The 23313-nt window shown below is 43.0% G+C and carries 20 protein-coding genes and 1 riboswitch; of the genes, 14 read left to right on the top strand and 6 right to left on the bottom strand.

What is annotated here, in order from left to right; genetic code table 11:
* Nucleotides 1-729: 729 nt before the first annotated feature.
* Complete coding sequence (locus ASD40_RS16735) at nt 730-1605, top strand: hypothetical protein (protein ID WP_057304349.1); 876 nt, start codon at nt 730-732, stop codon at nt 1603-1605.
* A 241-nt stretch (nt 1606-1846) separates the two neighbouring features.
* On the opposite strand, the gene ASD40_RS16730 is transcribed toward ASD40_RS16735, so the two are convergent.
* Nucleotides 1847-2878, bottom strand: a complete 1032-nt coding sequence (locus tag ASD40_RS16730; RefSeq protein WP_057304348.1) for an aldo/keto reductase — start codon at nt 2876-2878, stop codon at nt 1847-1849.
* Between the two features lie 222 nt (nt 2879-3100).
* Between ASD40_RS16730 and ASD40_RS16725 the strand changes: the two genes are divergently transcribed.
* The 3 genes from ASD40_RS16725 (at nt 3101) to ASD40_RS16715 (ending at nt 6040) form a co-directional block, all read left to right on the top strand.
* The gene (locus tag ASD40_RS16725; protein WP_057304347.1) at nt 3101-3949 is read left to right on the top strand and encodes a helix-turn-helix domain-containing protein; all 849 of its coding nucleotides are present in this window, start codon (nt 3101-3103) and stop codon (nt 3947-3949) included.
* A 255-nt stretch (nt 3950-4204) separates the two neighbouring features.
* Complete coding sequence (locus ASD40_RS16720; RefSeq protein WP_057304346.1) at nt 4205-5404, top strand: hypothetical protein; 1200 nt, start codon at nt 4205-4207, stop codon at nt 5402-5404.
* 435 nt (nt 5405-5839) lie between these two features.
* A complete protein-coding gene (locus ASD40_RS16715; protein ID WP_057304345.1) occupies nt 5840-6040 on the top strand; it encodes a hypothetical protein in 201 nt (66 codons plus the stop codon).
* Between the two features lie 62 nt (nt 6041-6102).
* On the opposite strand, the gene ASD40_RS16710 is transcribed toward ASD40_RS16715, so the two are convergent.
* Nucleotides 6103-6462, bottom strand: coding sequence for a MerR family transcriptional regulator (locus tag ASD40_RS16710; RefSeq protein ID WP_057304344.1), 360 nt, complete (start codon nt 6460-6462; stop codon nt 6103-6105).
* 104 nt (nt 6463-6566) lie between these two features.
* On the opposite strand from ASD40_RS16710, the gene ASD40_RS16705 reads away from it, so the two are divergent.
* Nucleotides 6567-7277, top strand: coding sequence for an SDR family NAD(P)-dependent oxidoreductase (locus ASD40_RS16705; protein WP_057304343.1), 711 nt, complete (start codon nt 6567-6569; stop codon nt 7275-7277).
* Between the two features lie 318 nt (nt 7278-7595).
* Here the strand turns inward: ASD40_RS16705 and ASD40_RS16700 are convergent, their stop codons facing one another.
* Nucleotides 7596-8537, bottom strand: coding sequence for an LLM class oxidoreductase (locus ASD40_RS16700; RefSeq protein WP_057304342.1), 942 nt, complete (start codon nt 8535-8537; stop codon nt 7596-7598).
* A gap of 348 nt (nt 8538-8885) precedes the next feature.
* Here ASD40_RS16700 and ASD40_RS39085 point away from each other — a divergent pair, with 348 nt between their 5' ends.
* The 4 genes from ASD40_RS39085 (at nt 8886) to ASD40_RS16685 (ending at nt 11151) form a co-directional block, all read left to right on the top strand.
* Complete coding sequence (locus ASD40_RS39085; RefSeq protein ID WP_268795900.1) at nt 8886-9008, top strand: hypothetical protein; 123 nt, start codon at nt 8886-8888, stop codon at nt 9006-9008.
* 267 nt (nt 9009-9275) lie between these two features.
* Nucleotides 9276-9467, top strand: a complete 192-nt coding sequence (locus tag ASD40_RS16695) for a hypothetical protein (protein WP_057304341.1) — start codon at nt 9276-9278, stop codon at nt 9465-9467.
* Between the two features lie 302 nt (nt 9468-9769).
* Nucleotides 9770-10162: a sigma factor gene (locus ASD40_RS16690; RefSeq protein WP_057304340.1), complete on the top strand. Its 393-nt coding sequence runs from the start codon at nt 9770-9772 to the stop codon at nt 10160-10162.
* Nucleotides 10163-10389: 227 nt separating this feature from the next.
* Nucleotides 10390-11151, top strand: a complete 762-nt coding sequence (locus ASD40_RS16685) for a metallophosphoesterase (RefSeq protein ID WP_057304339.1) — start codon at nt 10390-10392, stop codon at nt 11149-11151.
* A gap of 71 nt (nt 11152-11222) precedes the next feature.
* Here the strand turns inward: ASD40_RS16685 and ASD40_RS16680 are convergent, their stop codons facing one another.
* Both ASD40_RS16680 and ASD40_RS16675 read right to left on the bottom strand, forming a co-directional pair.
* The gene (locus tag ASD40_RS16680; RefSeq protein WP_057304338.1) at nt 11223-11615 is read right to left on the bottom strand and encodes a phosphotransferase family protein; all 393 of its coding nucleotides are present in this window, start codon (nt 11613-11615) and stop codon (nt 11223-11225) included.
* Complete coding sequence (locus tag ASD40_RS16675; protein ID WP_057304337.1) at nt 11608-12099, bottom strand: phosphotransferase; 492 nt, start codon at nt 12097-12099, stop codon at nt 11608-11610. The genes ASD40_RS16680 and ASD40_RS16675 overlap by 8 nt, the downstream gene beginning before the upstream one ends.
* A gap of 365 nt (nt 12100-12464) precedes the next feature.
* Nucleotides 12465-12601, top strand: a riboswitch (cyclic di-AMP (ydaO/yuaA leader).
* Nucleotides 12602-12687: 86 nt separating this feature from the next.
* On the opposite strand from ASD40_RS16675, the gene ASD40_RS16670 reads away from it, so the two are divergent.
* On the top strand, nt 12688-13074 hold the full coding sequence (locus tag ASD40_RS16670) for a hypothetical protein (RefSeq protein ID WP_057304336.1): 387 nt from the start codon (nt 12688-12690) through the stop codon (nt 13072-13074).
* Between the two features lie 420 nt (nt 13075-13494).
* On the opposite strand, the gene ASD40_RS16665 is transcribed toward ASD40_RS16670, so the two are convergent.
* Nucleotides 13495-14334, bottom strand: a complete 840-nt coding sequence (locus tag ASD40_RS16665; RefSeq protein ID WP_057304335.1) for an SDR family NAD(P)-dependent oxidoreductase — start codon at nt 14332-14334, stop codon at nt 13495-13497.
* A 162-nt stretch (nt 14335-14496) separates the two neighbouring features.
* Here ASD40_RS16665 and ASD40_RS16660 point away from each other — a divergent pair, with 162 nt between their 5' ends.
* The 4 genes from ASD40_RS16660 to ASD40_RS16645 all read left to right on the top strand — a co-directional run bounded on the left by ASD40_RS16660 (nt 14497) and on the right by ASD40_RS16645 (nt 23114).
* Nucleotides 14497-15411, top strand: a complete 915-nt coding sequence (locus ASD40_RS16660; protein ID WP_057304334.1) for a LysR family transcriptional regulator — start codon at nt 14497-14499, stop codon at nt 15409-15411.
* A 98-nt stretch (nt 15412-15509) separates the two neighbouring features.
* Nucleotides 15510-15671 (top strand): hypothetical protein, encoded by a 162-nt coding sequence (locus ASD40_RS16655; protein WP_156390042.1) that lies wholly within the window; start codon nt 15510-15512, stop codon nt 15669-15671.
* 32 nt (nt 15672-15703) lie between these two features.
* On the top strand, nt 15704-16273 hold the full coding sequence (locus tag ASD40_RS16650) for an SF0329 family protein (RefSeq protein ID WP_057304332.1): 570 nt from the start codon (nt 15704-15706) through the stop codon (nt 16271-16273).
* Nucleotides 16274-16592: 319 nt separating this feature from the next.
* On the top strand, nt 16593-23114 hold the full coding sequence (locus ASD40_RS16645) for an S-layer homology domain-containing protein (RefSeq protein ID WP_057304331.1): 6522 nt from the start codon (nt 16593-16595) through the stop codon (nt 23112-23114).
* Nucleotides 23115-23313 lie beyond the last annotated feature (199 nt).

Raw genomic sequence — 23313 nt, 5'->3', positions numbered from 1 at the left:
ATATTAAATAACTTAATATGCATTATACATTATTAATGATCATTTCTATAATAAAAGTCAAACAGACTCAGAATTAGTTGATTAGGATCAGAACAATCATATATAAACTTCCCAACGAAGAAAGGAGTGGCTTGAAAAGTGGAAAAAGTTTATTGCATCAGATGCCAAAGCCTTGAATTCAAAGGGCAAGATAATACGATATTCAAAACGGGTTTTCACATTGAAGAAGGCATTTGCTATAATGTTAGCCTATGCAAGCCAAAGCCAAACAACATCCAAAGCCTGGGCGATCCGGAAAAGAAGTATGAACGAATTAAACCTTGAACAGCTTGCAACATGAGCCGCGGAAAAAAAGCGTGACTAATAGATTATGCACTCCGAGTGTACAATTAAAATCCATGGTAAAAAAGACAAGTTCATTAACCTAACGGAGAATGATAGTTTCATAACAAGATCTAGCAGGCTGCCGGTGATAAATCCGGTGGTCTATTCCGCTAACGGGCAGTATAGTTGTTTTTTTATCATCTTTATATCATCTTCATTTTATCTACATTTTATCTTTATACGGCGGTGTTACATTTACCTTGCAAGTCATTATAAGTCAAAGGATTGGTGAAAAAAATGAGAATTTGAAAACAAAGCTAGCTACTTATGGAATTGCTACCGCTGTACTTTTAGGAACAGGTAGCATAGCTCAGTGTAAGAAAAAACAAAGGAATAGGTGATTATATGAAAAAGAAATTATTAATTATGGGTTTGACAGCAGCAGTATTAGTTGTAGGAGCAGGAAGCGCCTTTGCTAGTTCTAAGTTATCATTAAAAGATAAGCAAGTAATAAGTGCAGGCGGAAAAGTATTCGATGCACCCAAAGGACAACCGCAAGATTTTGAATATAAAGGGCCGGGCGCAGAATACTTAGATTACGATAAATTATTTCGTTTACTTAAAATGGATGCCGCCACTGTGAAAGAACAATTAGCTTCGGGTAAATCCATCGTTGAAATTGCAGAATCTAAAAATGTTCCAAAACAGAAGATAATTGATTTCTTTACTGAAATTGCAGCAAAATCACAGGAAGAGTTTAATGCATCACAAGGAATTGAACCCGATCCTAGTAAAAAAGAGGCAATGATTAAATGGACGGAATCCGCGATTAATGAAAGAAATATATGGGATTTAGTTAACGAACAAGCTCATACCTCTCTAGCGGCTGAAAAAGAAAATGTAAAACCGATTCAAAGCGTACAAAAAAGTGAACAAGTCAATGAAATTTCTCACCAAGAAAAAAAGGTCTATGTGAAAGCCGAAGAGGGTATCCTCAAAGGATTTGGTGCTGGTATGTTAAATAACGCTAAACTATTTGAATTGTTGCAAATGGATGCAGCGGAACTACAAAAAGAATTAGATACAGGCAAGACAGTTATTGAAGTTGCAGCTTCGAAGAATGTATCAGAAAAAGAAGTGAACGATGTAATTATACAAGCTCAAGTTGAAATACAACTAAAGGCAGTAGAAAATAAGGAGCCAGGCATTACAGCTCCTCCAAAAGATGAACTAGCTGAGCTAATATCTAAAAAGGTTCAACAAGTTACTACAAATAAGTAAGTTTTATTAAAACCCATAAGAAACCAAGATTTTTGCGACTTAGTTGAAAGTAAATTATTAACGAGGAACGAGAGCTGAATAAGAAAACAACAAGGCTGCCGAGGAAACGTTCGGCAGCCTCGTTATGCTAAAAGGCAGTATGGCAAAAAACTGCAAGAAAAGAAAAGCTATTTCTTTAGGCTATTTCAATTCCAATAGCGTTTTAATTACTGGTAGTCTGGAAATTTCAACATCAACTGTTTCAAGATAGATTTTTCTTCAATGCCTCGGTAACTTGAGAGTCAAGCAGATTGGTCGTAAACCAGTTCGGATACAGCGGCTCAGGGCGCGTCAATTGATCCAAGGTCGCGATATCTTCTGATGTTAACTCCAGGTCACCGGCACTCAAATTTTCGTCAAGTTGAGCTATTTTACTCGAACCCAGCAGTACGCTGCTTACATGGGGCTGCGCCAGCAGCCAAGCGATCGACACTTGTGCAGGAGTTGCGCCATGGTGTCGCGCAATTTCCCTTACAGTATCCAGAATCGTAAAGCCTTTTTCCTTGTCATGCGGAAGAAAATCGAATCCGCTTAGCCGATTGTTCGGATCGTTCAGGTTGTCACGCGTATATTTGCCGCTTAAGAAACCGCTGGCCAGTGGGCTCCATACCGTCAAACCGACGCCGCTGTTCGTCATGAACGGCACCGTGTCGTGCTCAACATCCCGGCCGATCAAAGAGTAGTACATTTGTCCGTTGATGAAGGGAGCCCATCCGCGTTCGCGCTGCATTTGAAGTGCTTGGGCAGCAAGCCAAGACGGCCAGTTGGAATAGCCGATATACCGGACTTTGCCTTGCCGGACAAGATCGTTCAGCGCTTCCAATGTTTCTTCAAGCGGTGTGAACGGGTCGGTCTTATGGACGATATACAGATCAATATAATCCGTATTCAATCGCGCTAAGCTCGCTTCGCACGCGGTGAACAAATGTTTGCGGGAAAGCCCGGCTTGGACAAGGGCAGGACCCACCCGTAAGCCGGCTTTCGTGGCGATAATCGTTTCTTTCCTACGCGCACCCAGCAATTGCCCGAGTATTTCTTCGCTTTGTCCGCCTGCGTAAGCATCCGCTGTGTCAAAGAAGTTAATGCCGGCATCGAGTGCATGGTCCACCAGATTTTGCCCTAGATCCTGACCTACTTTATACACGCTTGGAATGTTCCCCGAGCCGAAAGTCATTGCTCCGAACGCTAACCTGGATACGATCAAACCGGAATTGCCCAATTTCGCATATTTCATTTTTTACTCTGCCTCCTAAGCATATTGGTTTCTCTTATCTTGGTTAAAGTATATCGTGCATCTGGCCATTCTTTCTTGAACATAATTATCACGTTTTTGTACAAAATGCTTATTCACCTCATATCGCATTGATCTTAATCCATATTCTGGATAAAATAGAGTTAGAACGTTAGAAGTTATCGGGTGTCTCTGAAAAATATGGATAGTGGAAGGTGAGACTGTTTGCCAAACGTTTCAGTAGTGACAGGTGACACTTCAGGGTGGTCCGATGTGAAGTTATCAGGTGTGGACTGTGTTCCTCCGCAAGAAGCTTTCGAGCCGGTTTTGTCTGACCATCTGCTTGTGATCCATCTGACTCCACAGCCGGTACGCGTGTTCGAGCGAGCGGATGGGTATTCTGGAGAAGGTGTTGCTAATCGGGGCGACATCAACTTGTTCTCGGCCGGCGATATGTCGTTCTGCAGGTGGGAAAAGGACCTCTCGTTTATTCGGCTGGATTTGCCTCCGGCCTTAATCGACCATGTTGCCATCGAGATGGAGCTCCCGAACGGAAGTGCTATCGATTTCGGTAGGCATATTCGGTTACGCGACGACCGAGTTGTACACTTGGCGCAGTGGCTGATGGCGGATTTGAAAGAGGGCGAACCGGGAGGCAAACTTTATACCGAATCGCTTATTCGAATGTTGTCGGTTCATTTGCTGCATTGTTACGGTACAGTTGCCGAACGGAAGACAAGCGCGCCTCAACGACTGGTCCGAAAGCAGTTGGAGGGCGCCCTGGATTATATTCATGCGCATCTTGAGCAGGAGATTTCCTTGGGTGATCTTGCAGCAGCTGCTCATGTCAGTTCTTCGCATTTGGTTCGGCTCTTTAGGGAAGCAATGGGGTTCCCTCCGCATCAATATGTCTTGCAGGAGCGAATTCGCAAAGCGCAACAACTACTGCTCGGAGGAAATGCCATACACGACGTTGCCGTAACGCTCGGATTCAGCGATCAGAGCCATTTGCACCGCCATTTCAAACGTATCTTAGGGGTTACTCCGCGCGAGTTTTTGCGCCAATCAAGATAGTATAAAGATGCTATTGCAGTCAAAGTAAATGAAAGTCAGTATTTTAAATGCATCGAAATCATCAAACTATGATATGGATTTGTTCAACTAACGAGGAATTATAGCTAAACAACTTTTGGAGGCTGCCGGCTTGATGAAACGGCAGCCTCCATTACGTTAACGGGCAGATTTACTCCACAATAAGGATTGCTATTGTTGAACATTACCTTGCTTTGCTACGTCTTCTTGAAGGTGGATGCATAAGGAGGGATTCTTTTGAAAACGAAATACGTATTGACGTTAAGCGGGTTGCTTGTGGGGATTCTTATAGTTTTATTTATATCTTTTGAGATTGGAAGTCGTTATGTACTCACTCCGCTGCAAGATCTAAGTTCTACTGAATCACCGCAAGCGTCTGCCTCCATAGATCTTGTTCCAGTTTCTTCTCCTACGCCAACACTAGAAATAGCAGCGGCTTCACCTACTACTCCTCAACCGGTACCTGTCGAGAAACCATTAGTCCTTTTCAAAGGACAGATCGAACACATCTTTTTTCACCCTTTGATCGTATTTCCAGAGCTGGCCTTTGACGGAGATTCTATGGCGCAAGGCTATAATGACTGGTTCGTCACGGTGAAGGAATTCAACAAAATCCTAGATTCGTTATACCGCAATCAGTATGTACTCATTGACATTGGTTCGTTATATACGGAAAAAGAGGGCGTTGTCATGCCCAAAGAGTTATGGCTGCCCGTTGATAAAAAACCCCTCGTTCTCTCTATTGACGACCTCAACTATTACACCTATATGCGCGAGAATGGCAATGCCTCTCGGCTAGTCTTGGATGAACTTGGAGATGTTGCGGCTTATTTCATGACACCTCAAGGGAAACCAACTACGGCTCGAAATAATGAAATTGTCCCTATATTGGATGATTTTGTTCATGATCATCCCGATTTTTCTTGGCAGGGAGCTAAGGGCATTATTGCCCTAACTGGGTATGAAGGCATTCTGGGGTACCGCACAGATCAACTAGACTCACCTAATTATATGAACGCTAAGGAAGGTGTGCTTCCTGTTATTAAGCGCTTGAAGGAGACTGGATGGTCGTTCGCCTCGCATGGTTACGGGCATTTGAATACAGCCAAAATAACCTTGAATCGATTCAAGCAGGATACGCTGCGCTGGAAGCAAGAAGTGGAGCCGCTGATAGGCGGCACCTCTATATACATTTATCCATTCGGTAGCAGTGTACTGTCTGAAGATAGCAAATACCAATTCCTTGTGGAGGAGGGCTTTCACATAATGTGTTCCGTGGGTCCGGTTCCATACCTTGCTTTTAAAACGGACAGCATCATGATGGACCGCAGGCATATAGATGGCATAGCTCTTCACGACCAACGTTCAAGGCTGCTTCCATTGTTCGACAGCCTTGAAGTCTGGGATTCTATAAGACCGGGATCGGGTCCGAAATAAATAAAGAGAAGGATTTGCTGTGACAGCGAATTCTTCTCTTTATACTTCTGGAATTAATATACAATCAAGTAAATTTAGAATGATAGGAGGTTTCGACTTAAACTTAAAGTACTTCACACATTTAGGGGTTGAGTTGATTGAAGTTTAAAATTTGGATGTCTTTACTTATAGTCAGTCTTATTTTTCTTGTTTCCCCCAAAAATGATGTGAATGCATTATCTTGCACTAAGGTAGATGGGCGTAAGGAGAAAATGGAGACTTTCGGAGGGCAATATATGGTGAAGTAATTCAGATTAAGGGAGATAACAAAACGGCTGCCGCGGGGCAGCCGTCAATGCGAGGGACGGGCAGATACGTCAATGAACCATAATCAGATATTGATTTCGATTACAATCACTGGCATATTTTTCATACTAAAACAACAATAACTTACCAATGGATTTGGATGAAGAAGGCATCCATGAAAATCCCATTCGAGTCGTGAACGCCGCGGTGAATCGACTGAGTGATAGCATCTTTTCAATCGCCTATCCTTGGTTCTTGACCACTGCGTATACGGACGAAGTCGATGCAATGCTGACGGCGGCGAACGGATGGGTTTCGGAGGATAACGTTTCGGCATTCCTATGCGGATAACATCATTAGGGTACTTGTTCTTACATGAGATACAAAATTCAGTCTATATGACCCAGCTTATATTAATAATTTTCCCCGCGATAATAGCGCTTTAGTTTTTCTTCCAAATGAACGAGCTGCGCTTCCTTCTCCTCAATATCTTTCAGCAGCTTTTTCTTTTGATCTTCAATCAGTTTGATTCTCTCCGGCAGGGTTGAGGTTCCTTCGTTCACCTTATCATAATACTTTTTGATGTCCTCCACACTCATTCCGGTTTCGCGAAGACATTTGATAAAAACCAGCCAGCTCAGATCATCATCCGTATAAAGACGGTTATTCTGCTCGCTTCGGGCAGCAGGTTTCAACAGTCCCTTTCTTTCGTAAAAGCGGATCGCTCCAATATTGATCCCGACTTCCTTCGCCACTTCTCCAATCGTTAACATACTAACCCTCTTTTATAAAAAATTAATTGTTGACCTACACTTAGTGTAGCATAGTAACTTATAAATCGTTAAAGAAAAATCAAATTAGGGAAAGAAGGATTCGCATGAAAAAGACCGCCTTTGTAACCGGAGCAAATAAAGGAATCGGAATTGAAATCGTTAAGCAGTTAGGTAAAGCTGGATGGAAAGTCATCCTTGGTGCACGCAGTGCCGAACGGGGTGAAGCAGCCGTTTCCGAGTTAACTTCCAAGGGGTTAGACGTAGAATTTGTACAAATCGACATGGGTGACTTGAAAACCATCGAACAGGCATCCGATACGATCAACAAGAATTATCCGGACTTGAAGCTTCTGATCAATAACGCTGGTATGCCTGGCGCTTTCTCCCGTTCTTTTACGGATACCAAAGAGGAAGATCTGCGGAATGCCTTCGAAGTTAACTTTTTCGGAACCTTCCGTTTGAACCAGCGTTTGTTCCCGTTAATCAAAGATAACGAAGGCACAATCGTCAATGTATCGACCGACATGGCTTCTCTGGACCATATGCAAAATGCTGAATATACTTTAAACGCATTCGATTATAACTCATCTAAAACGGCCAACAATGCCATGACACTTTCAATGGCTTATGAAGTCAAAAACAGCAGCGCTCAAGTATTTGCGGTAACGCCTGGATTCACCTCAACTGATCTTAACGGCAATGCTGCAGGCGGTAAATCGAAAGAAGCCGCCGCTGCGATTATAGTGGGTTATGCGACAGATGGCAAACGTCATAACGGCGAATTCTTGGATGAGAAGGGCGTTTACGCCTGGTAACCCGCAACTGCCGGAAGCAAAAACTCTTGCCGCCCATATCGCTGACAAGAGTTTTTTGCTTACAAGATTCTAGGTAAAATAAATTAAGCGGCCTTGATTAAATTGGATTGATCTATCCATTTTGTTGACCAGAATCATCATATCGTTATAACTGTTAACACGGAGCTTTCATCGAATGTAGGTTTGAAAATCGGTGATGAGGATCGAATGATACAGCTGGAAGAGGTGCGAAGTTGATTCTGTTAACCCTAAAATTACCACAGCGCGCGTTCCTGAAAACCGCAGGGCGGGGATTTAGACAACGCCCTCAATAGAAAGCTATTCATGCGGAGGGAAGTCAGGCAACACCTCTTCGCCCAATTCCTGAACGACTTCGTTGGCAGGTCTTTGACCGTAGTATAAGAAAAACATTAAATGGTTGACTCCCACAGTCTTATAAAGATTTAACAATTCGACGAGGTGTTTGCTTCCGATTCTATAGCCTTTTGTTATGGGTCTCGGAGGTTCATTCGGGTCTTCGGCCAAGTCTAAATACATTGGCTGAGTAAACGGTTTAAAAACGCCGGGCTGATGAATCTCCACCAACTCTCTCCAAACATTAATCGAATTCTTTTGTTCGAAAGGGCTTCGCGGATAATAGATCCAACCATCGCCGTGTTCTGCGTTCCATTCCAAACTCTGCTGGGATTGGCCCGTAATTAATGTTGGAATTCGTTTTGTCGGTTTAGGTACAAGATTCGAACCGAATAAAAGATCCGGCGGATATTCCTCGTATAAAACCCTTTTTATAAAATGAAACGCCTCGACAAATGCTTCTCCTCGTCCGACATCAGAAATATTTAAGCCCATAAAATCTGAGCCACGGTCTCCAGAAGATACGCCAAAAATAAGGCGATCGGTAAACAATCGATCGATAGAAGCGATTTCTTTCGCTACACGCAAAGGATGTCTCAACGGCAATACGGCCGCGGCAGTGCCTAATCCAATCTTTTTCGTTTGAGTAGCGATATATGTCAAGTAAACCATCATGTCGAAAATTTGTCCAACTGCAGGGTCGCCGAAACTGGGATCCTCTAACAGCACATCGCGAAACCACAGTGCGGAGAATCCGTAGTTTTCCGCCTTTTGCGCCAATTCCACTTGATTTTCCATCGTTGGTGTCTGGGTACGGAAATTCTCAATTGGGACAAACAGGCCCAACGTCAATTCGCCTTCTTTGTAGATCCGATTGTAACCTTTGTGATTATCGAATGGATTCATTTTATTCACCTTCAATAACATTTTTGGTAGTCGAAGTCGTGTATAGCATTGCCGTCTATTCATGAATTTATTTCGAGCATTAGATTTAACAGTATACTCAGCTGTTTTAATAACTCAAATATACTCAAATTTTTCGCTAGAAAATAATCCGAAAATAAAAATAATGTAATCAATGATCGAAAGCGCGTAAGAGAGAAATGAGCAGATGACTGATGTATAGAGGATTTGTGGACCGTAGTGCGATATCGGGTAAACGAAAGAGCGCCAGCATGGAGACGATGACTCCTACGTACTCGATAATGGAGATCAAAACAAAAATAAAGGTTGTCATTCATCCGGGGCGTCCAAATGCAAATCATGATGCGCATTACATTCCATAATATCAAGGATACGATCAAAACGAATATGATGTCCGGCTTGCAGACGTTGGGCGTTTTCGGTCTGATCTATGCGATGACCTTTCTGATTTAGGTGAATTACCTCCGTTTTGTGTACCTAAATTGGCTCATGCGTTGTTAAGCTAACGCAGAACGATAGCTCAAACAGAACGAAACGAGGCTGCCGGCACAAACGGCAGCCTCGTTTCGTTAGCAGTTTAGTGAAAAAGGAATCAAGTGATAATAATAAACTAAATTATTGTGCAGACGGGGGGGCTTTGCTTCCTTGAATTCCTGAATAAAAAGTAAATATTTGGCGAATAATTGCCTAGTAATTAAATCCCCCTTAAGGAGGCTTACAATGACTGAAAACAACCAGTTTGATGAAGTCGAAGACTTCGTGAGCTTTGAAGCTATGTCGGCTATGACTGCTGCTAAGAGGCCAGATGAAAGCGAAAATCCTGATGATCATGATCCGAAGAAAGATAATCAATTCGATAATCAATTCTTATATCCGCCGATTAATCCGCATCCCCGAAATGACTTAGAATAGTATCATCTGCCAATGTACCCCGACAATTAGTATCCGATGAAGTTTGTTTCTCGTCAAAGGGAACGATAGCTCGCTTGAGGCTGCTGACAATGCAGCCTTTTTTCACTTTCGGGCAGGTTACTTCAAGTTGAATTGGGAAAAATGAATCCAAATATCTCATAATACGAACGGGCAGTTTAGTTTGAAGAGACAAAAAATAAAGGATAAGTTCTCTACATATTGAATTTAAAAAAATACTCATGGTTTGACTGGTTTTAGTAAGATTTTCCGTCTATATAGTGTATGGGATGTTGAGGTGAGTTATGGAAGATAAAGAGGTGGTTAAATCTGCGAACCAGGGCGATTTAGAAGCGTACTCGGCATTAGTTTCTAAATACTCAAATGCAGTCTATGCAACAGCATTTAGCGTAATAGGTGATTTCCATTATGCCCAAGACATAGCTCAAGAGGCTTTTGTTAGTGCGTGGAGTAACTATAGTGTCAAGTTAAATAAGAATCATAAACTTGCCACAATAATCTCAATCGCAACAGTTATTAATATTGTTTGTTTGCTTTTAGGTACAGTTTGGTGGTGGGTAACTGAAACAGATGGATTGGGTCAAGTTATACAAATCATTGTTTATGCTATATGTTTAGGTGTTATATTATTAATTAACGTTACCGCTGTCATAGTTGTAAAAAAGCGTAGAATGTAAGACATAAGGCTGCCATCGATGGGCAGCCTTATTCGTTCAGCGAACGGGCAATGAGAGCTAAATAAACGATAACAGGCAGGCCACCGTGGGAGCAGCCTGTTTATATTGAGCTAAATGGCCGAAACGATAAGGAATTGAAATTACCTAACTCCAGATCTATTAATCCAAAATAATCTAGAATTAATGTTACTTCCACGAAATGAATCTTATAAGAGGAGGATGCTGAAGTGATTTATATTTCCATAGTGATTCTAATACTCTTATTTTATATAAGTTTAATTTTACCTACACAATGGTTAAAAATTGAGCAGATTAAACATCCTCTGAATTTAAATTTGAAAATCCTACAGATTAGTGATTTGCATGTAGAACGATTAAGAATAAGTCCATCGAAAATTACAACTATTATTCATCGCGAGAATCCAAATTATATTATTATTACAGGTGATTTTACCAAACGTAGTAAAAGTCTCTCCAAACTAGAGAAGTATCTAAGAGCATTGACTATTTGTAACGTACCAATTTATTGTGTTCTCGGAAACCATGATTATCAGCAAAAAAATGTTAAGGATTTAATCAATCTACTTAGAAAATATGGTTTGCATTTATTAAGGAATGAATCGGTACATTTAGATCAATTTGAGTTAATTGGAATTGATGATTTTGATTCAGGTATGAGCAACATTGAAGCATCGTTCCACGCTGTTGATCACAATAGAACTAAAGTCGTTATTACCCACGATCCTAACGTAGTCTTACATTTAAATAAACACTATGACTTTTTAATGGCTGGGCATCTTCATGGTAAACAATTTAATATCCCATTTTTTTTTAGTATCAAAAATACAGGAGACTTACCTAGGAGGGGAATATATAAAGGACTCCATAATAATCAATATGGTACTTACGATATATCGAAGGGAATTGGACAGACGGGGATTAATGCAAGATTTCTAGTCAGAAGTGAGATAACAATGCACCATCTTTAGCTAGATAGAATTAAGCCTAGACGAGTAATTCGCATAGGCTTTTTTGTGTTGTTTGAATTGGCAATCGTGCTCTAACCGTCACTTGATGCAAATATTACGGTTCTTATTTTTGATAATGAATCTTCGAGTTCGGAAATATTATGTTTAATCGCGTAACGTAATCCACCTAATTCACGCAGTCCTTGATGTTTTTTCACTCTATGTTCAATGGTCGTGTCTTCTGGAAATGAATGTTTATATTCACTTAATATCTGATTATAAAAGTCCACTCCCAGATAACCTTGCGTTGCCAAATCTTTTGCAGGGTCACCTATAGTCATATCACTAAAGTCGATAATTCCCGTTATACCTGAACATAAATCATCAACCAAAATGTTTCCATACCATAAATCTCCGTGGCACAATACGAAGCGATGGAAAAAAAACGTACTATCTTCCAATGCTTCCTCCCACCATTTAGCCATTTTCTGTTGCTCTTTTACGGTTTAATATTTCTTGTGTATCTTCACGTAATATCTTTATAAAGAGTTGGTTGTTTGATTCTTGCGGACAACTGCTATCTAACTTATTGATTGGTATTTGATGTAGCTTAATAATAAATTTCGCTAGTTGTTTGGCAATAACATTTGGATTTTTGGAGATGAGCACATCCGGATTAAGAGGGGTTCCTTTCATTTTTTTATATCCTATGATTCCCGAAGGAGTGATAGACGGATCAAACATATACGAAATAGGTAATGGTATTTCAATATCTAGGAATGCACGGATCTGAGGTAGCATCTGAACCTCTTTTGTGTATTGACGTGCGGTTTCTATGGTTTTAGCAATCCTAAAGACAGTTCCGTCTTTCTGTTCAATAACGATACTCCCAAATCCCTCACCTAAAATTTCGATATCATTCTTATCTATGTTCAATATTTGTAATGCAGCATCAAGCAAACCCTTCATACATGCTCACCCCTTTATCTAGTATTTTACCACCATAATTAACCCTTGGGTCATGGTCATCGTTCCACGAATACAGTAAGCTAACGAGAACAATAGTTCAATATCTAAAGTAATTGGTAGGTTATCGTGTGATTGCTGATGGAACAGGACCATGATTTTTTCGAACAAACTGCTGTCAAATGCCTGTTCAACTAACGGGAGAACGTTTGTTCAATAAAGGAACTTAGGGCTGCCGATGATCGGCGGCTTTGCTGCGTTAACCGCAGTAAAATTGAACTATTAGTTGAAAATAGACATAAAAAATATAAGTAAATATTACTATTGCTTCTAATTATGTATTGGGGTAAATTGATAAAATAAGAATGAATCATACTACGCTTAATTCTTTAGAATTAAAGAAGCGGGGGAACCAAGTTTCTGGGGTGAGTACACTTATTAAGTGTTAGGGTTAACTTTCAACCCGAATCCGTCAGCTAACTTCGTCAGCGTTGAAAGAAAATGATAGAAACATTAAATGGGTCTTTATATTTTAGGGCTCTATTCCCTCGCTTCCTTTTTTCGTTCAAGAGAAAAAAGGAGGAATTAGACATGCTTCTTAAGAGAGTAACCAAAGAGGTGAAGAACCTTTTTCAATCGAAAAGATCAAAAACTTCTGTACAACGTCAAGAAGAAATTCTTCACTTAAAGCGACGGCTGGAGGAGTTCGATATTCAATTTTCCAAATTAGCGTGTCGGCCATCAGGCGTCGAAACACAGACTTTATTGGAAATCAGCAAAATGGTAGGACAAAACAATGACTTGCTAAACCAACTAAGTTTGGAAGGGGAATTAGCGGTTCAACAATTACTAGCCAATCGCGTCGGAATTTCCTCAAAAATTTTGGAGGAACATCACAAATTTATCGTAACCATGGCTCATATTTTTGGGGGTCCGTATCCTTGCCTCAGAGAGTACATTAGAAACAGTATTATATGAGTTTCGTTGAAGGATAAAGCTGCTTTTTTAAGAATAGTTTTAGAATTGTGGTTTGACCGTTTCATCATGAGTCAGGGTGCAAAGTTTTGGAACTGGTCTATATATGATACTGAGAACTATTACCGACTAAGAGGTTAATACGGATTCAAGAAAATTTTTTCAACTAACGCAAAACGTTAGTTGCATGCGTTACAACGATGAGGCTGCCGGCAAGATCGGCAGCCTCATTACGTTAAATGGCAGATTTGCGTAATACGCATATCGATCGTAAAAGGCCTCAGTGTTGAAAAGTTTACATCGTCTATCATCAAGACACCAACGGGTGATTGGGGGGGGGCGTATGGAAGCAATCAATAAAACAGGGAGCAGATTGCCCCGTCAGCTGCTCTCCTGTTTCTTCACCTTCTGCTAATTCGAAGTCTAATGGTCGCTTATCGGCTTGCTTTGCGCTGCGTTTGAAACAGCCTCCCACGCCTCCCAAGCGGCTAAACGATCGGCATAGGCTCCGCGCACCATAGGTAAGACCCCTGCCCCGACTGCAAACCGCATCGGCGGATCCTGCGCATCTACGATCTGGAGAATAGCTTCGGCTGTCGCTTGCGGATCGCCGCGTTCTGCGGTCGATAAACGACCGAACACCCGATTACGAAGATCGGCATAGGCATCCAATCCCTGTGCCGTCTTCATAGACAAGGGACTTCCAAAATCGGTTGCAAAGGCGCCAGGCTCGAGCAACGTGACCTTAATGCCGAAGCCATTAACCTCTTGCGCCAGGCTATCGTGGAGTGCTTCGACCGCCCATTTGGAAGCGCAATAGAAGCCGATGAGCGGCGCCGCCACAATACCCATGGCACTTGAGACTCCGAGGATGTGCCCTTTGCCCTGTTGTCGAAGCAGAGGCAAGGCAGCTTGGATGACCCGAAGCGTACCAAAGTAATTTGTGTCAAACAAATCACGGACGTCAATTTCGTCTGCCTCCTCTGCCGTACCGACCAGAGTGTAACCGGCATTGTTGAGGACGACGTCCAACCTGCCAAAATGCGCATGAGCTTGACGAACGACATGCTGTACCTGATTGGTATTCGTTACATCGAGTGCCATGGGGAGAACAGCGTCTCCGAAACGATCCTTAAGATCAGCGATGCTTTCTTGTGTACGGGCGGTCGCGGCAACCTTATCCCCGCGAGATAGTGCGGCTTCGGCCCAAATGCGCCCAAAACCGCGAGAGGCTCCTGTAATGAACCAGACTTTATTATCCATGGTATTCTCCTCCTATAGTTTCCTATTGTGTTGCATTGCTGAAGCTCCTTTCGTTCTCTTCCGTTCCTCTCTAATGTTACAGCTTGAGTACTTGATACGGAATTTCAAATAGGTTAGCATGGTATAAACTACTGGTTTATACAAAAGAGGGGGCCTTTTCGAATGAATGAACAACTGAAGACGTTTATTCAGGTGGCGGAGTCCGGAAGCTTTTCCAAGGCAGCCGAAAAGTTATTTATTTCTTCAACTGCTGTGATGAAGCAAATGAATTTGTTGGAAAAGCAAGCAGGAGTTCCTCTTTTTATTCGAACCAACCATGGTGTCAGGCTCACAGAGGCAGGAACAGCCTTTAACAAGGATGCGGCATTTATGCTGCAGTATTTTCAAGAAGCTCTTATTCGCATGCGTCAGGCAGCACAGGCAAATCGGCTTATTATTCGGGTGGGCACTTCTATACTTAACCCCTGTAAGGTTTTGATTGATTTGTGGAATGGAATCAGCGACCAATACCCGAATTTCAAAATAAACATCGTTTATTTCGAAGATGACGCTCATACACTCCCAACCACTTACCGTACTATAGGCAGACAGTTCGATTTCATTGTAGGGCCATTCCTTACAGATAACTGGAAGGATTACTTTCGTGTGCTCGAATTGGGAAGTTACCGTTTTTGCTTTGCTGTATCTCGAAACCATCGGCTGGCTTCTAAGAAAACACTAACTGTCAAAGATTTGTATGGGGAAAGATTGGTGGTGGTGAATGGCGGAAAAAGTGCAGTCATTAATGACATCCGTGATTTCTTGATAAGGAATCATCCTCAAATACGAATTAAAGATGTTCCGCGCCTCTATGAACTTGATGTGTTCAATCGCTGCGAGGAAAGTAATACTGTCATGCTAACTTTGGAGGCGTGGACAGATATTCATCCGTCCTTAGTGACTATCCCCAGTGACCTAGATTTCGCAATTCCATATGGTTTGCTATATCCCTTACATCCTTCCGAGGAAGTCAATCAGTTTTTAGAAATCATAATAGAAATGCAATGTATGCATAAAAATGTAAAGTTCAACCAGTAAGAATCGGCTGAACTCATAAGACGACGAGTACGTTAGCGATGGGAAACCTCGATCCATCGCTGTTTCATTGCTCATTTGTACCTCGGGAAAGCTTTTTTATGAATTTTAAACTTGTTGATATGAACGGAGTAGCTGTAATTTCTTTACCAACAGGTTATGATTTATTAGAAGCTTTTAACGGAACAAATCTTCTAGAAAAAAATGAAAAGGGTATGTGGGTGTGGTTCAATATGATCGAAGTGTTGGATTCAAGGTGTTAGATGCAAGTTCACTTGTTAAATAGGAGGATTACATGGCCTGGAGCAAATTGAAGCAACTTCTGGAGAGCTTTCTCTGTCCTGCGCTATATGGAAGGTTCGAATACCGCGCAACCAGCTACCGTTATTTACCTGATAAAGCAGGACTTTGTTATATTGCAGTAGATAAAAAGAACGTACTCAATATGAGTGATATAACTACCTTAATCAGATGGTATCATACGGAGCTGGAAATAAAGAATGATCCAAATATCCAAATTCCTATCAACAATGAAGAAATTGAAGCTGTCAGAAAAGATACCAAGGGGATAGTTCCGGAGGATCGTCTCAAAGTAATTGCAAGAAATAGAAAAATATCAGAATATGCAAAGGAGCTTTTATCAGAACAGTCAGCATTAAGTAAATCCAATTTTATTGTTGTAGCAAATAAGTTTTTATCTACTTCTATAGAGGAAAGCCTAGAGAGCAATGATATCTTATTGAATATTTTAGCTTTGGTGGACAGAAGAGTTGGAAAAAAGCGAATTTTAAACATGACCGAGAAGATGAAGTTAAAGCATCCAATTGTGCAGTATTTTTATGAGCTACGGCTTAGCACGTTATGAATGTTAATGTTTACTATCAAAATGCCACACATGGGGAGAGTGGGTCATTTCAATTTTTTTTTTGAGTTTGACGTGGAAAGGGGTAGTTGTCGGAAGTCAAAATAGAGTTTTGAAAAATATTGCTTTTGCTTCAGCAATTGAAAATAGGAAGATTACTTATGCATCCGCTCTCATTAAATATTGATGAGAAACGGATGCTTTTTAGTAGGTAAGTAAATTTGGACATGATTACCATAATATTACACATTGTTCGTATGAAAGCGCATTCATATACTTGGAAGAGGAAGCTATTTCTATTTCAATGGGAGGAATGTCAAGGGTGATACGTTTATTTAGACGAAATTTGATGATTCTGCTGGCCATTCTGTTAGTACTGCCGTTTCAAACGATGGCCTATGCGAATCTTCCGTCAAGCGGACCAAGTGTTACAGACTCGTCAAACACTGCTGGCGGTTCGGTCGTTCGGATCAAAAACAAGTGGAAGGGCAATTATCTATACGAAGATTCGTCTGGTGTTGTCCGCTACGGTTATACGAGCGCAGCGGATCAATCAGCGAAATGGCTGCTGGAAGATGCACCAGATGGCACTGGTTTTAAACGAATCAAGAACATGCAGACGGATCATTACATCACCGTTAACCATGTGACCAAGCGATCTGATGCTTTGACTGGCGATGCAATAGGCAGCAGTTCAGCTAATGACCAATGGCTCATTCAGGATGCTAGCCGGGCTGGCTATGTGACGATTCGCAGCGTGAAGGATCTAACACAAAACCTGTTCATCCACGAGGAAGACCAGCTTGGCTACGGTCAAGTGAGCTCCGATATCGGGGCTACCTGGGAAAGTCCACAGTGGCAATTAGAGACTGCCAGCGATGAGAGTCCTGTTCGAATCGTCAATCAGTATCGCGCAGGACAATACTTGTACGAGGATAAAGACGGTCTTATCGAATTCGGCAAAGTGCCCATGGACGATACGAACTCACACTGGTTCATTGAACAAGTGGCATCTAATGGCGACGGGTCAACAACAGTACGTTTAAAGAACCGGGCCACAGGTCACTACATTACACAAGGTACATTTTGGGATAAAATAAAAAGTCTTCCGTTTACCGGTACAACTAAAAATGAATGGACCATGGCAGTAGGTATAGCCGATGGATTGGTAACCTTTACAAACGTATTCGCAAAAGGAACCGACCGGCTTCCAGGAGATACTGATGATATTGAAGCCGGAAGCCAGACCTATGTGCTGAACAGCCAATTCGATGATACGTTCGCCCGTTCCAACAATTGGTCGATACCCACGCGAGATAATGCTCAGTGGAAAATCGAGATAGCGGCAGATGTAAAGCCTGTCCGTATCGCCAATTTCACTTCTCAGCAGGTGAGTGACAAATATTTGTATGAGGATCAAGACACGGTGAAATATGGGCCGATTCCATCTGGAACCGTGACAGGGAATGTGTATCAGTGGATTGTTGAAGATTATAACGGCAAGAAACGAATTCGCAATCTCGACACCGGCAACTATATCAGTATGGAAAATATTTTACAACCCGGTGATCCGCTGCAAAGCCTGCACCAGCCGAATGGCTCTGGAGACGATCAGTGGCAGATCAGCAATTCATTGATGTACGACGATTATGTAACGGTGCAAAGCGCCGTATATGCGGGGACTTATATCCATGTAACGAATGGTCTTGGTTTTGCCCAATCCAGCGTGGCAAATCCGAATACGGACGAGGTTCAATGGCTTTTTGAAGATCCATCGGTGGTAGCAGGCGTGAATCAGTACGTGCAAATCGTGAATACATGGACCTCTTTGGCCTTGTATGAAGATACCGATAGCAATGTGAAATATGGCAATGTGAAATCGGACAATCAACGCGGGCAATGGCTAATTGAGAAGTTCGCTGGTCGCAAACGGATCAAAAACCGCGCCACAGGCCATTACATCAATATTCAAAATCCTGTGGACGGACACTTGAAGGTGACAACTGTCGAAGATTCGTGGACCAGCGCGATTTGGGTTATTGAAACTACCGGAGATACGAAGCAAATCCATAGTGTAAATGATCCGAATCAGCAACCTAATCAACAGAAGTTCATCAATGTGCAAAATCTGAATAAATACGCGGAATACAGTGAAATTCCTGCTACATGGGGAAGCAAAAACTGGAGGTTTGTTCCGGTATCGGACAGCACACTGCCGATGACGGCGCGTTTTAAGAACAAACAAACAGGCCAATACCTTTACGAAGACGCCGATCATAACATGAAATACGGAGATCTCCCGTCATCTGATCTTTCTTCTGTTTGGGTCATCAGTGTCTCCCAAAATAACTCGACGCAAGTTTATCTCAAGAATGCGAAGAGCGGTTACGGCCTTGCTTTGGAAAATGTCGTACCTGACATTGAAAAGGACAATCCGCCTGAGAACCTGCTTTTGTACGAAACGATTTATGCTGCTTGGGCCAGCGCGAACTGGGTGCTTCTAGACTCCAATACACCTGGATATGTGATGTTGAAAAGCGGATGGACCAACGCGCATTACATTTATGATGAAGCTGGAACCAATGGCGTCAAAGTCAGTAAAGTCAAAGCAAACGATGACAGTGCGTTATTCGCTGTAGAACCTGTGCAAATATCAGCAGCGCTGCCGACTGCGCCAGTTCGTATCAAAAATGCGGATAACAGCCAGTATCTGTTCGAAAATAGCAGAGGCGCTATCCTTTATGGATCGCCAGATGCAGACAACGCCTATGCGTATTGGACCATCGAATCCGCGGGCGGCATTCAGCGCATCAAAAATGCAGCTACCGGTCGTTATATGACAATGAACGATACGTACGCTTACATGCAGGACACGGCTGCATCCAGCGATAACCAAGCGTCGCAGTGGGTAATCGAGGACGTTACTGGAACAGGTAAATTCCGTATACGCAGCAATAATGGTTCTTTTAACGATGAATACCTGAATACGGTGAATGGAGCTGGTTATCCAGAACGAGGTCTTTATGTCCTGCAAGGAGATTCGGAAAAAAAGCTGGAATGGACCTTTGAGTCTGCAACGGGTACGCTTAAGACTCCAAATAATTCCGAAACTAGAAATGTAAAAACGACAACGCCGGTTATTGACGATACCAACTATGTTCGTATTGGTAATAAACAATCGGGTCAATATGTATATGAACAATCGGGATTAGTTTTACTTGGCAGTCAAAATGAATTGCAAGCAAGCAGCGAATGGCTGATCCAGCAAGTGAATGGACATCAAGCACTGAAAAATCGCGCGACCGGACATATGCTCGAATCTCTTTTGGACAATCAAGTTGCCAGCTCGCTCTCAGCGCAGTGGAATATCAATGACATACTGGGCTATCAACAATTTGTCAATTCCATCACTGGACAGCGTCTTTTTGCTCAAGATGGGGCCGTTAAGCAAGGAACAACTGTTCAATCGAAAGATTCAGCGCTTTGGTCTTTAGAACCTGTTCTTGGAGATGCCGTGTACGAACTGGAAAACGCATTCCTTAGCGGCGGCGTTCAGTCTGGCTCAAATCTGGCGGGTTATTCCGGCAGCAGTTACGCTGATCATTTCGTGGCTGCAGGTGCAAGAGCGATTGTCGCTGTGAACGCGCAAGAAGCTAAAACGTATGGAGCGACAATTCAGTACGCGAATACATCGGCTGCCGATCAAACGTTAAGCTTACTTGTTAATGGCATCCAAACGCAGCAACTGACTTTTGCCAAAGGAAACGGCTGGCAAGCCGTTCAAGTGAATCTTCCGCTTCGCGCAGGATTCAACTCTGTATCCTTCGAATTCGCAGCTGGGGATAGCGGCCATGTTGCAATTGATTCTTTGATCGTTCATCAAGCAGTAAACAAAGCTTACAGAGGCGCTATTGAAAGCTATACAACTTATGAAGCCGAACAGGGAGAAACGAACGGCACGATCGTTGGTCCATCGCGCACGTACCATGAGTTGGCTAATGAAGCATCAGGTAAGCAAGCGGTGAAGATGGATCAAGTCGGTCAGTTTGTGCAATTCCAGGCCGCACATAAAGCCAACTCACTCGTACTGCGTTACTCCATTCCTGACAATGCGGACGGAACCGGCATGAACGCGAAGATAGGACTTTATGTGAACGGTACGAAAGTTAAAGATCTGGATTTGACTTCTAAATATGCTTGGGAATATGGCAACTATCCTTGGTCGAATGATCCCAAGCAGGGCAGCGCACACCGCTTCTTTGACGAAATTCATACACGGATCAGCAATGTGGATGCGGGAGCGACGATCAAGTTGCAAGTGGATGCAAATAGCACCGCGTCTTCGTATTTCATTGATTTTGCTGAAATGGAGCAAGCTCCTGACACTGCTTATACAATGCCAGCCGGATTCGTTTCTGTCACGGATTTCGGAGCGGTTCCGAACGATGGTCAGGACGATTCACAAGCATTCAAGGATGCTTTGGCAGCAGCAAGCTCACAGCATAAGGGAGTTTGGTTCCCTGCGGGAGATTTTGAATTATCCAATGGCAGCGGATCGGATCCTGGGGTGAATGTCAGTCAGGAAACGATGCAGCATGTGTTCCTTCTTAACGATGTAACCATTCGCGGCGCTGGCATGTGGTACACGAATCTGAAAGGAGCTAAATTTTTCGGAAACGGAAATAACATTCGCGTGTATGACTTGGCTATTGACGGCGAGTTGAACATCCGTAATGACGACGCACATACGAATGGGTTTGAAGGCGCATTTGGAACAGGCTCTACGATCCAGAGCGTTTGGATTGAGCATACGAAAACGGGAATGTGGATTGCGCGTCCGAGAGGTGATTTTGGCGTCAGCAAGGATCAATATACAGATGGTTTCTACGTCGGCGGTCTGCGAATCCGCAACTTGATGGCGGACGGTATGAACTTCAGCACGAACACGAAAAACAGTATGGTCGAAGAGACGAACGTCCGCTACGCCGGGGACGACGGTCTAGCCATGTGGTCGACTTTGAACGAAGGTTATCCAGGCGATTACACGGACCAAAATACGTTCCGCTTCGACACTGTCCAACTGCCATGGCTGTCCAACAATATGGTTGTTTTCGGTGGTAAGGATAACAAGATGACAGATAACGTGCTCAAAGATACAATCGGTCTCGGCGGGGGAATCACTGTTTCCACAAGGTTCAGTCCGGTAACGCCTCTTGACGGGACGACGCTTGTTCAGCGCAACACACTGGTTCGAACAGGAAGCCGGGATGCTGGCCTCAATCTGAATTTTGGCGCAATCTGGGTTTATGCCGATACGAAACCGATTGCCAGCCCTGTCCTAATTAGCGATAACATTGCGCTCGACAGTATGTACCAAGGCATTTCCATCCAAGGAACATCACCTGTAAACCAAGTTACATTTAAGAATAATGTGATCGATGGTGCAGGTACAACAGGTTTGGAAGTCGCAAATACCGTTGCAGGTTCTGCAAGCTTTGATAATGTAATTATCCGCAACGCCAAAATCCAAGATGTAGCCAATAATGCCGGTGCGGGTTTTGTCGTTAACGAAACAGGCAAAGGTTTTGCGAGCACGAAAGTCGAACCAAGCATGCCAACTGAAAATCATACAAGTGGACCATCTGGCGCGACAAGCAATAGCTCGGATGTGCCAATCGTTCAGATCACTGATCAGCAGATTGCGGATTTTATCAAAAACAATCAACCCGTGATCCGCATTCAAAGCGAATTAACAGGCAACGCAGCTGAGTTCCAACTGCCAGCATCCTCATTGGTGAAAGTCGTGACTGCGATGCCAGATGCGCAACTTATCATTCAACATTTGAATGCAAGCTTTGCACTTCCTGCCGATATTGGGAAGTTGCTTACTGCGCAAGGCATAAGAGATGTAGATCTTTCAAAAGCTACGCTGAAAGTGAGTATCGTGAAGCAGGATGGCGATCAAAGGAGCAAGGTCGAAACGCAGGCTGCCCAGCTCGGCGGGAAACTGCTGGATTCACCAGTTAGCTTTGAGGTTACATTGATCGCTGGTGACAAGACCCTAGTACTTAATGATTTTGGTCACATCTATGTTGCCAGAACGTTGACCGTTGACGGTGCCGTAGACGCCTCATCGGCAACAGCTCTTGTCTATCATCCGGAAACTGACGAGTTCCAATATGTTCCTGCTTTGTTCTCCATCGTGGACGGTAAAACAGTTGTAACGATCAAAAGCACGACGAATAGTATCTATACTGTCGTACTCCTTAACAAAACGTTTGCTGATCTTACCGGACACTGGGCGGAATCGGAGGTCGAATTGCTGGCCTCAAAGCTGATCGTAAACGGAAAATCGGACTCCTCCTTTGCACCAGACGATCAGGTGACTAGAGCAGAGTTCGCGGCTATGCTGGTGCGTGCGCTGGGGCTTGCTGCAAGCGTATCACAGCCGAAGCCATCTGCTTTCCACGACATCAACGCTCACGATTGGTTTGCTTATGCCACTTCTACAGCGGCTGAGTATAGACTTATCGAAGGCGATGATACTGGCAATTTCCATCCTGATCGGGCCATTACGCGTGAAGAAATTGCCGTTATGATCGAGCGGGCACTGAAGCTTGCGGATACGAATCCAGTTGTAACACATGCAGATGTGTTGCGTGTATTCGCAGATCGTGTATGGATAAGCGAATGGGCCAAAGACGCTATGCAAGATATCGTCGCTCGTGGCTTGATGCAAGGCCAAAGTGATTCGTCACTCGCGCCACAGGCGCTGGCAACGCGTGCGGAAGCGGTGGTTCTGCTGCATCGACTGCTGCAAGACGCGAATTTAATGAATAAATAAGTAGGCTCACACGAAAGTAAAAGAAGACCTCTCACTTGCTGAGAGGTCTTCTCGTTATGCCATTCATGAAATAATTATTGTAATGAAATAATTCTTCCTTAAATTGTATGAATTTCGTAATTTTGCACACGAACTAAGTAAGGAAGCACATCGTGCTCTCGTTCACTTGTTTGTTATGATTAAGATAGCGGCCGTCGCT

Source organism: Paenibacillus sp. Root444D2 (assembly GCF_001426375.1).
GTDB lineage: Bacteria > Bacillota > Bacilli > Paenibacillales > NBRC-103111 > Paenibacillus_E.
The sequence above is the reverse complement of the archived record's forward strand: the minus strand, read 5'-3'. Positions and strand labels throughout refer to the sequence as shown.

Coding starts and splice junctions, on each gene's coding strand:
- ASD40_RS16710 (WP_057304344.1), bottom strand. CDS start 6,462: ATGTTAACGATTGGAGAAGTGGCGAAGGAAGTCGGGATCAATATTGGA.
- ASD40_RS16715 (WP_057304345.1), top strand. CDS start 5,840: ATGGATTTGGATGAAGAAGGCATCCATGAAAATCCCATTCGAGTCGTG.
- ASD40_RS16730 (WP_057304348.1), bottom strand. CDS start 2,878: ATGAAATATGCGAAATTGGGCAATTCCGGTTTGATCGTATCCAGGTTA.
- ASD40_RS16735 (WP_057304349.1), top strand. CDS start 730: ATGAAAAAGAAATTATTAATTATGGGTTTGACAGCAGCAGTATTAGTT.
- ASD40_RS16680 (WP_057304338.1), bottom strand. CDS start 11,615: ATGGCTAAATGGTGGGAGGAAGCATTGGAAGATAGTACGTTTTTTTTC.
- ASD40_RS16665 (WP_057304335.1), bottom strand. CDS start 14,334: ATGGATAATAAAGTCTGGTTCATTACAGGAGCCTCTCGCGGTTTTGGG.
- ASD40_RS16700 (WP_057304342.1), bottom strand. CDS start 8,537: ATGAATCCATTCGATAATCACAAAGGTTACAATCGGATCTACAAAGAA.
- ASD40_RS16690 (WP_057304340.1), top strand. CDS start 9,770: ATGGAAGATAAAGAGGTGGTTAAATCTGCGAACCAGGGCGATTTAGAA.
- ASD40_RS16675 (WP_057304337.1), bottom strand. CDS start 12,099: ATGAAGGGTTTGCTTGATGCTGCATTACAAATATTGAACATAGATAAG.
- ASD40_RS16705 (WP_057304343.1), top strand. CDS start 6,567: ATGAAAAAGACCGCCTTTGTAACCGGAGCAAATAAAGGAATCGGAATT.
- ASD40_RS16695 (WP_057304341.1), top strand. CDS start 9,276: ATGACTGAAAACAACCAGTTTGATGAAGTCGAAGACTTCGTGAGCTTT.
- ASD40_RS16660 (WP_057304334.1), top strand. CDS start 14,497: ATGAATGAACAACTGAAGACGTTTATTCAGGTGGCGGAGTCCGGAAGC.
- ASD40_RS39085 (WP_268795900.1), top strand. CDS start 8,886: ATGCAAATCATGATGCGCATTACATTCCATAATATCAAGGATACGATC.
- ASD40_RS16670 (WP_057304336.1), top strand. CDS start 12,688: ATGCTTCTTAAGAGAGTAACCAAAGAGGTGAAGAACCTTTTTCAATCG.
- ASD40_RS16655 (WP_156390042.1), top strand. CDS start 15,510: ATGAATTTTAAACTTGTTGATATGAACGGAGTAGCTGTAATTTCTTTA.
- ASD40_RS16650 (WP_057304332.1), top strand. CDS start 15,704: ATGGCCTGGAGCAAATTGAAGCAACTTCTGGAGAGCTTTCTCTGTCCT.